The sequence below is a fragment of the Cupriavidus sp. UYPR2.512 genome (assembly GCF_000379565.1).
Taxonomy (GTDB): domain Bacteria; phylum Pseudomonadota; class Gammaproteobacteria; order Burkholderiales; family Burkholderiaceae; genus Cupriavidus.
Window position 1 is genome coordinate 1 of record NZ_KB902903.1, and the last position, 6,856, is coordinate 6,856.

6 protein-coding genes and 1 pseudogene are annotated in these 6,856 nt (G+C 61.4%); 2 read left to right on the top strand and 5 right to left on the bottom strand.

From position 1 onward, the window contains the following. Positions 1 to 375: 375 nt before the first annotated feature. The 3 genes from A3A5_RS0109840 to A3A5_RS0109850 form a co-directional block, all read right to left on the bottom strand. The gene (locus tag A3A5_RS0109840; RefSeq protein WP_018310417.1) at positions 376 to 1,641 is read right to left on the bottom strand and encodes a DNA repair exonuclease; all 1,266 of its coding nucleotides are present in this window, start codon (positions 1,639 to 1,641) and stop codon (positions 376 to 378) included. 103 nt (positions 1,642 to 1,744) lie between these two features. Then, positions 1,745 to 3,043, bottom strand: coding sequence for a hypothetical protein (locus A3A5_RS0109845; RefSeq protein ID WP_026200627.1), 1,299 nt, complete (start codon positions 3,041 to 3,043; stop codon positions 1,745 to 1,747). Then, the gene (locus A3A5_RS0109850) at positions 2,992 to 3,303 is read right to left on the bottom strand and encodes a hypothetical protein (RefSeq protein ID WP_018310419.1); all 312 of its coding nucleotides are present in this window, start codon (positions 3,301 to 3,303) and stop codon (positions 2,992 to 2,994) included. Before A3A5_RS0109850 ends, A3A5_RS0109845 begins: the two co-directional genes overlap by 52 nt. A 655-nt stretch (positions 3,304 to 3,958) precedes the next feature. Between A3A5_RS0109850 and A3A5_RS0109855 the strand changes: the two genes are divergently transcribed. Both A3A5_RS0109855 and A3A5_RS0109860 read left to right on the top strand, forming a co-directional pair. Beyond that, positions 3,959 to 4,525 carry a hypothetical protein gene (locus tag A3A5_RS0109855; RefSeq protein ID WP_018310420.1) on the top strand — a complete coding sequence of 189 codons (567 nt, stop codon included), beginning with the start codon at positions 3,959 to 3,961 and terminating at the stop codon, positions 4,523 to 4,525. A gap of 661 nt (positions 4,526 to 5,186) precedes the next feature. Next, positions 5,187 to 5,594, top strand: a complete 408-nt coding sequence (locus tag A3A5_RS0109860; RefSeq protein WP_018310421.1) for a polymer-forming cytoskeletal protein — start codon at positions 5,187 to 5,189, stop codon at positions 5,592 to 5,594. Between the two features lie 88 nt (positions 5,595 to 5,682). Here the strand turns inward: A3A5_RS0109860 and A3A5_RS0109865 are convergent, their stop codons facing one another. Both A3A5_RS0109865 and A3A5_RS38100 read right to left on the bottom strand, forming a co-directional pair. Next, entirely contained in the window at positions 5,683 to 6,189 is a 507-nt protein-coding gene (locus A3A5_RS0109865; RefSeq protein WP_018310422.1) for a hypothetical protein, read from the bottom strand. Between the two features lie 45 nt (positions 6,190 to 6,234). Further along, a pseudogene (locus A3A5_RS38100) lies at positions 6,235 to 6,621 on the bottom strand (DDE transposase); the annotation flags it as partial. Positions 6,622 to 6,856: the final 235 nt, after the last annotated feature.

Here is a 6,856-nt window from a genome sequence, read left to right on the forward strand (position 1 = left end):
ACTATGGGTGTATCTGACTTCTCATCGGCGTGAATGGCTGGCTTGCGGTCATTGACCTTCCCAGCCCTGTCCGGCCTGACCGCTCCGGACACCGATGAGATCTCGCTGCTTCCGTATGAAAGACTTCCCGACATGCGCAGGGTCTCCGACCGCGTGGGATCAGCACANGACTTGCGATTAACGTCGTGCGCCATATAGCCTTCCGCGTCAGTTAACCGCGTCGGCATCCCAGAATTTTGATTTCGCGGCTCAATGGCTGGCCTGTCGGTTTCCCCTGCCAACGCTTCGCCATGCACCTCGCGGTACATGACGCATGACTCGGGGTCAGAGTGATTCGCCATTTCTTCTCTGTATCGAACTTTCATCGACTATCTTTCATCGGCTTTGCAGCCGCACCAACTGCTCAAGCACGCCGTCAGCAATCGACAGCGCGTCAATCGATTCCAGCAGCGCCAGCCGCTCCGCGAGAGAGCCTGTTGCAACACCGGTCAGTTCCCCCCACCGCGACAGCTTCTCGGGCAGGCTGGCCGCACGGCTGATGCCTTCGGCACGGCTGCGCACGGCGGGCAGGACGTGGCCTTCGATCTTTAGCTCGGCGCTCTTCGCAAATAACGCCACGATGGCGTCGCGGTCGACCAACTGACGATGCTCTTCGTTGACGGTCCAGCGCACGCGCACGAACTTGTCGGCAGACTCGGCCGCAAGGGCAGCCAACGCGTTCATGTCCGGCGGGCCATCAAAGTCCACGCAGACCGTCTCGCGCGCGGGCGTCTCCACCAGCTCTGCGGACGCCCTGCCCGGAATGATGTCCCATTGCAGGTATCCTTTCGCGCCGATCTCGCCGTAGTGGAAGCGTCCAATGGAGCCGGGATAGGCAATCACCCGCCCCTCCCGTTCCCATTGCTGGGCACGGTGGATGTGGCCGAGTAGGAAGCCATCGCACTCCGCGTCGAACAGGGCGCCGATCCCGAACTCATGATCGAAGCCTGCCATGGGTACACCGTGCTCGGTCTGGCAGCCATTGACCGTGCCGTGCGAGACGCCGACCGTGGCGATCCCCCAGCTGCGCAAGCGCACGTTCATCGTGCCAGCGGCAGCCAGGTAGGCAGCCAGATGGTCACCCACCGCGGTTGCCGCATTGGCCACTCCTGCCGCCGCAGCCAGCACCGCCTTGTTGACGGTCGGCACGCAGGTGAAGACGACCTTGGGCTTGCCATGCTGGGCCAGCAGGACATCAAGCTCAGCCTCGGTGAAGATGGGGCCATCCGACGGATGAAATGCGCCGTCACATAGCGCCACCTGGTGGATGCGATCAGCGACGTAGACTGGGTACCGCGCACCGATGAGCCGGAAAACGTCCAGCGTGCCGGGCGGTTCGTGGCTGAATGTCCCTTGCAGCATCAAAACGGGACAGTAGCCCGAGAGCCGATGGATGCGCCGTGCGAGCGATCCAAGTGCCGGCGTGTGTGCATCGAGACCGTGGTCCGTCGAGTCGCCGGACACTACGGCGACATGGCAGCCGGAAACGATGGCATTCTCTACCGCGAAGCCGAAACACCGGTCGGCCTCGGCCAGGTTGCCGGGCGAGTAATGCAGGTCAGAAAAGTGGGCAAGCCACAAGGGTTCGCTCTCGTTGAGCATCGTGCTACCTCCAAACGAAATGGGCCGGCGAAGTGCGGCAGAGAAAGGAAAAGGGAAGCCCGATGGGCTTCCCTGCAAACGCCGGCTCGAGGCTGGCAACAAACTACGGAAGGACGTCCGCGGCGATGGCAGCTACCTGTTCGCGGAACGCGAGCGGATTGGCCAGCGCCGTCCGCAGCTCTTTCACGAACTGCCGCACATCGTGCCGGCGCTTGGACCAGCCACGGCCGAAGGTGGCCGCGGCAAAAGCCTTGAGTTGCAGTGCCCCTTCATCGCTGTCCAACTCCAGCCGGGCAACGAGATCGCGGTACTGGCTCTCGAGATCGTCGTCCTCCGGCGGCGGCTCCGCACCGGCGTTGTGCGCAGGCAGCGAAGGTCCATCGCCAACGTCTGAATCGTGGACAAGGTCGTCGACGTCGTGGGGCCCGGCACGCCGCTCCCCTTCCTGGGCGTCTGCGGGCTGAGTGGCCAGCTCCATAGCAGGCACCGTGCGATCGGAACCGTCCAGCAGCGCGGCGATGTCGATCTCTGCGTCAAGCGTGATGAGCCATTGCATCTGGCGCACCGGCTTGCCTCCGTCATCGATACGGCTGATCTCGACTTCCTGCTTGGACATCCAGAACTTGACGCCCACCAGCCTGCCACGGGCCATCGCAACGGTCTGCATGGCAGCGTGAGCCTTTTGCAGAACGTAAATCGAGGTCGTGGGCATTTCGATGAGACCAAGGCCCGTTGCGCACGGCACGGCAAAATAGAAACTGGCCGAGAGGTTGCAATGTCCGCCTTGGTACTGCGGGCATTCCTGCGGGTCACAAATGCCATCAGGGACATCCTCGTCCTGACGCAGGATGATGGTGCGGCCGCCCCACATGCGCTTGGCGCGGTTCGCGCGCGCGTCACGCACAGGTGGCGCGTACATCTTGCAGTAGCGCCTGCCGTCGGAGCCATACTCGGAGAAGTACTGTCGACCGCTGTGCGTCCATGCCACGAGCTGGTTGGGCATGTTGCTTAGCCAGTCGTCGAACGCGAAAACCACGGGGAAGCGCCAGAGGCGATGTCCGTTGCCGTCGTTGCGGTCCTCGCCGTAGCGCTGCACGATGTCCTCGGCCAGCGCCGGGTTGGCGAAGTCAGAGACGCGGCAGGTGAACCAGGGAACGTTCTTCGGGACCATCGGCATCTTGATGCCGGTCGCCCGGGTGATCTCGGCCGCAATACGCTCGAAGCTTTCGCCTCGAGCCAGGCCGGCATCGTGGATCCGCACGGCTTCGGGCTTCTCGCGCGCGGCCTTGGTCAGGACCTTGATGCCGGGCCGGATCTTACCGATGATTGGCGGCCGCATGGGCCGCTCTTCTAGCAGGCTTCGGCGTCCGCCGGGCTCGCTGTAGGTGATGGGTGCATGCATTCGTCCATTCTCCTTTTCTGAAGGAACTGAACGACCTGCGCCCGGATGGACACAGCATGCTCCCGAAGGCGCAGGGCTGTGTCGGCCCCGCGCTGGGTCGTTACGCGATTGAGGAATTCCGCTCGCGCGGTTTCCAAAAGACTGGCGACGTGGGCCGCCTCACAAAGTGCGCGCCAGGCGTGCGGCATGTCCTTGTACTGCGGACGGCGCCGGTCCAGCGTTGCCGCGATGGCGGCGGAAATCTCGGCGTTCTGGTGCATGAGCGTCTCCTGAAGATCGAGGTCTCTCACCAGAAACAAAAAAAGCCCGCCCCGGTTTGCGCCGGTGAGCGAGCTTTGATTTTCAGACCTGAAATGCCACGTTCCTTCCGGGGGCGTGGCACTCAGGGAGCGGCGCACAAATGCGCGCGGCTCGATGCTGAGGACGTAAAGTCGTCCTCGTGCAGCATGGTCACGCTGCACAGCAACCCATTTCGCGAACCCACAGGTTCGGCCGCAGGTTCACGGATCGGCTCGACGTCAGCCGTTCTGCCCGGGAGGGGCCTTTGAGAGAGAGCTCCACATGGTCCCGGGCTCGAACGGTGTCCATCGCGTGCACTCACGAGGAGGCAGAACGAGAACGCGTATTACGAGCTGATGAGGGAAGTGTTCGGCGAAAACACTTAGCACAAGGAATATCCACACTGGTAGCCAACCAGTCGGCGCGTGCGCAAATGCACGACTTGAAGCAGAAGATGGACTCGCCAGGAGTCAGGGTCGATGCGTCAGTGACGCGAGGTGTGAAAGCATTGTGGCACAGAATATTCCGGGCAAAGAATACGAAAGCTCGGCTATTTGGCATATGTTTCAAAGTCATTCGGTGTCCGAATGTGCTCGACAATTTCAACCTGAGAGAGCGACCTGAAAACATGGAAAAATGGCCGACCAGGATCCACCCAAGAAACCCGCCAGTGGGCTCAGGCCCATTGAGCGCCATAACAGTGAAGAGCGCCTAAGCCGGCTCACGCCGACGACGGCCTCCTCCACCCTCCACGCCTACTACTCGAAGTGCGCGCGCGACTTCCTCGACGCACATTTTTACTATTGCTCGGCCAAATTTGTCGTGGCTCGAGACGGGAAAGTCAAAGCGCTGGACGAAGCCTTTCGCGCCGCGGAAGAGTGGTACGGCAGCGCCCTCGGTTGGCTTGCGAAGACCGACCAGGTCGAGATTCCGTTGTTCCACGAAGAGAAGGAGGTCAAGGTTTCCCATTCCTTCGCCGGCCGGCTCCTCAGGTTGCTGATGCAATTCGACCGGATCTTCGTGGAAACGCTCTACAGCCAGGAATTCGGGTCCATTTCTCCGGACGAACGCACCACGACGATCCAGATCGCCTCACGACGCATCAATGCGATTCACCAACTCTGCATCCCGGATACCGACAAGTTCGAAGCCGACGGGACACTGATTTCCTCTCACCGTAGCCTTCCCGATGGACATGCGTGACATCGAGCAGTTGCATGCTCATTACGCCCAACCGCCTCTCACTATCGACATCTCGCCAGCAGCTGCGCCAGTCGCGCAGCTTGGCTACGGCGGGGTATCTTCCACATCGGCCGCCGCTCCGGCATCCGGCCAGTCCGCCGCAATGCGACGCAATCCGCGGCTACTGTGGGGCCTCGCCTTCGTGGCTGCTGCTGCGGCCATGTTTGCCATCGGCTCATCGATCGGGAAGCGAGAAATGCGCGCGTCCAGCGATCGTGACCAACCGGTTCAGGCGGCTTCCGAAGCCCCTGCGCGCGCGACTGCTGATTCCAGTGACCATGAATGGCCGCGAAAACGTGACGCCGTCTCCGATTTCGAGGCAAACAAGTCGACTGTCGCGCCATCGCCAGCCGTGGCTGTGGATGGACCCGCATCTGGGCCCTCCGCCACCGCGGAGGCCGTACAGCATAAGCCGGAGCGCGCACAGGCAGAACAGCCGAAGTCGGAGGCCGTGAAGCGACCCGCCCCCGCCGCATTACCTGCGGCAGCGACCACCCCTGCCCGGACCGCGACGGTAGCGGCGACTGCCAAGACGATACCGCAACCGCCATCCGGCGCGCAGACACGGAATTCTGCGACGCAGCATGCAAGCTCCCCTACCGACGTCAAGATATTCTGAGCTATGCATATTCCTCCGATTTTCAGCCTGCTCCGTGCGGGCATGAGCGTTCACGGTGACCTTGTCTCGGATCATGGCTTCACCTGCCTGGCGCTGGTTACCGGCAACGTTGGCGCATCCCGTGGGCTGCTCCATATCGCGGCGGGCGGCGTGGTGCACGGCAACGTCGATGGCGAGCATGTCATTGTGGACGGCGTGGTCGAAGGCGATGTCGTTGGGCGCGCCTCGCTGCAGATCAATGGACGCGTGAAGGGTCGAATCTTGTATGCCGGGACCATCCGGTTGGGTCCAAATGCCGCCCTGGATGGCACCATTGCCCGTATCCAGTCGGTCGGCTACGCCGCCCCACACAAGGAAGGTGCAGCGATCGACAGCCCAGCAGCCGAGGCGCAGATTCCCACGCCTTGCTGAGGAACATGTTCCTTCCAAAGACACCGAAAGCACCCTTCCGCACCCCCTCTTTCAAAGACAAACGCCCGGCAAAGCCGGGCTTTTGTCTTCAGTACACCCTTCTCAGGGTCATCAGCTCTGCCTGCGTGAAGACACCAGGGAAAGCCACCCACGGATAGTCCACAGCGTTCGCGGGATCTCGGAATGATACATAGGGAAAGTCGTTTTCCAACTGCACCCGGAAGAGGCGCCGGCGTCCGTCCTTGCCGCGCACTTCGAACACGGCTCCATGCATTAATTCGAAGACAACACGTTTCTGCTTGAGCGTCACTGTGGCCGCGGGGCCTTGCAGATATCGCTGGTCCAGCCAGGCGTCATACCCCATCGGCATTGCATGCTGCCTGACATGAGCCTGCCATTCGAAAAAGAGTACGAGAATTCTGTCCTTCGGAAAACTTGCCACATCGATGGCCTGTCGCTGCGTAAGTCGCTCCGCGACTCGTTGCCCTTCGGTCCTGATCGTGTTGCGACAGGCGTGACGGCCTTGAAACGCAGGCGTTTGCGAGGTCCGGAACAGCCAGCGGGGGTATCGAGAATAGAAATCAATCAGAATCATGAGCAACGAGCGAAAAAAAACCCCGGACAGTGCCGGTAATGCCGTTCAGTTAAGGTCCTTTTTCAGGTACCGAACGGTGTAGCGAGAAGGTCGCGACTTAACGACCCGTGCGCATAAGCGTGCGGGTCGTTTTTCGTTTGGGAGCGCCTTTAGGCGCTCGCGCAAGCGCTGTAGCAGTGCTGGCAATTTGCCGTGCGATCGCGTTGCGGCAGCCCACATTAGTTCGTACTGAATGGTATGAAAGGCACGCACGAAGCTGATGTCGGTCGGGGCGAGCTTCGCTTCGAGCGCCGCTTTGGCCATTTCCAGCCGAATCGTGTTGTAGGCAATCAGTGCGCCCCAGATTTCCTGATAGACCCCCTCTACGGTCTGGCTGCGCAAGGTCAGCTCCATCCCCAGCATGGATTGCTTGAGCTCTCGGTAACTCGTCTGTCGGGTAAAGGACTGGCGCGGTGCTCGGTGAACCCGGTCCGTTTCCAGCCCCTCCCCATAAGAACTGCTCGTGAGGTTTTCCCTCAAGCAGCTCACCCAGTGAGATTCATCGCAAGGGTTATGAGTCCTATCGGTGTGGCGACCACTTTCACGCGAACCCCTCCGCGCCCGTCAGCGGGCGCGTCTTCCAGTCCCAGAACAGTCCCAGGACTCCGTAGAGGTACTCGTTACTCCA

Excerpts from the sequence above, each read along its gene's own strand:
- A3A5_RS0109840 (WP_018310417.1), bottom strand. The coding sequence starts at position 1,641 with ATGCTCAACGAGAGCGAACCCTTGTGGCTTGCCCACTTTTCTGACCTG.
- A3A5_RS0109845 (WP_026200627.1), bottom strand. The coding sequence starts at position 3,043 with ATGCATGCACCCATCACCTACAGCGAGCCCGGCGGACGCCGAAGCCTG.
- A3A5_RS0109850 (WP_018310419.1), bottom strand. The coding sequence starts at position 3,303 with ATGCACCAGAACGCCGAGATTTCCGCCGCCATCGCGGCAACGCTGGAC.
- A3A5_RS0109855 (WP_018310420.1), top strand. The coding sequence starts at position 3,959 with ATGGCCGACCAGGATCCACCCAAGAAACCCGCCAGTGGGCTCAGGCCC.
- A3A5_RS0109860 (WP_018310421.1), top strand. The coding sequence starts at position 5,187 with ATGCATATTCCTCCGATTTTCAGCCTGCTCCGTGCGGGCATGAGCGTT.
- A3A5_RS0109865 (WP_018310422.1), bottom strand. The coding sequence starts at position 6,189 with ATGATTCTGATTGATTTCTATTCTCGATACCCCCGCTGGCTGTTCCGG.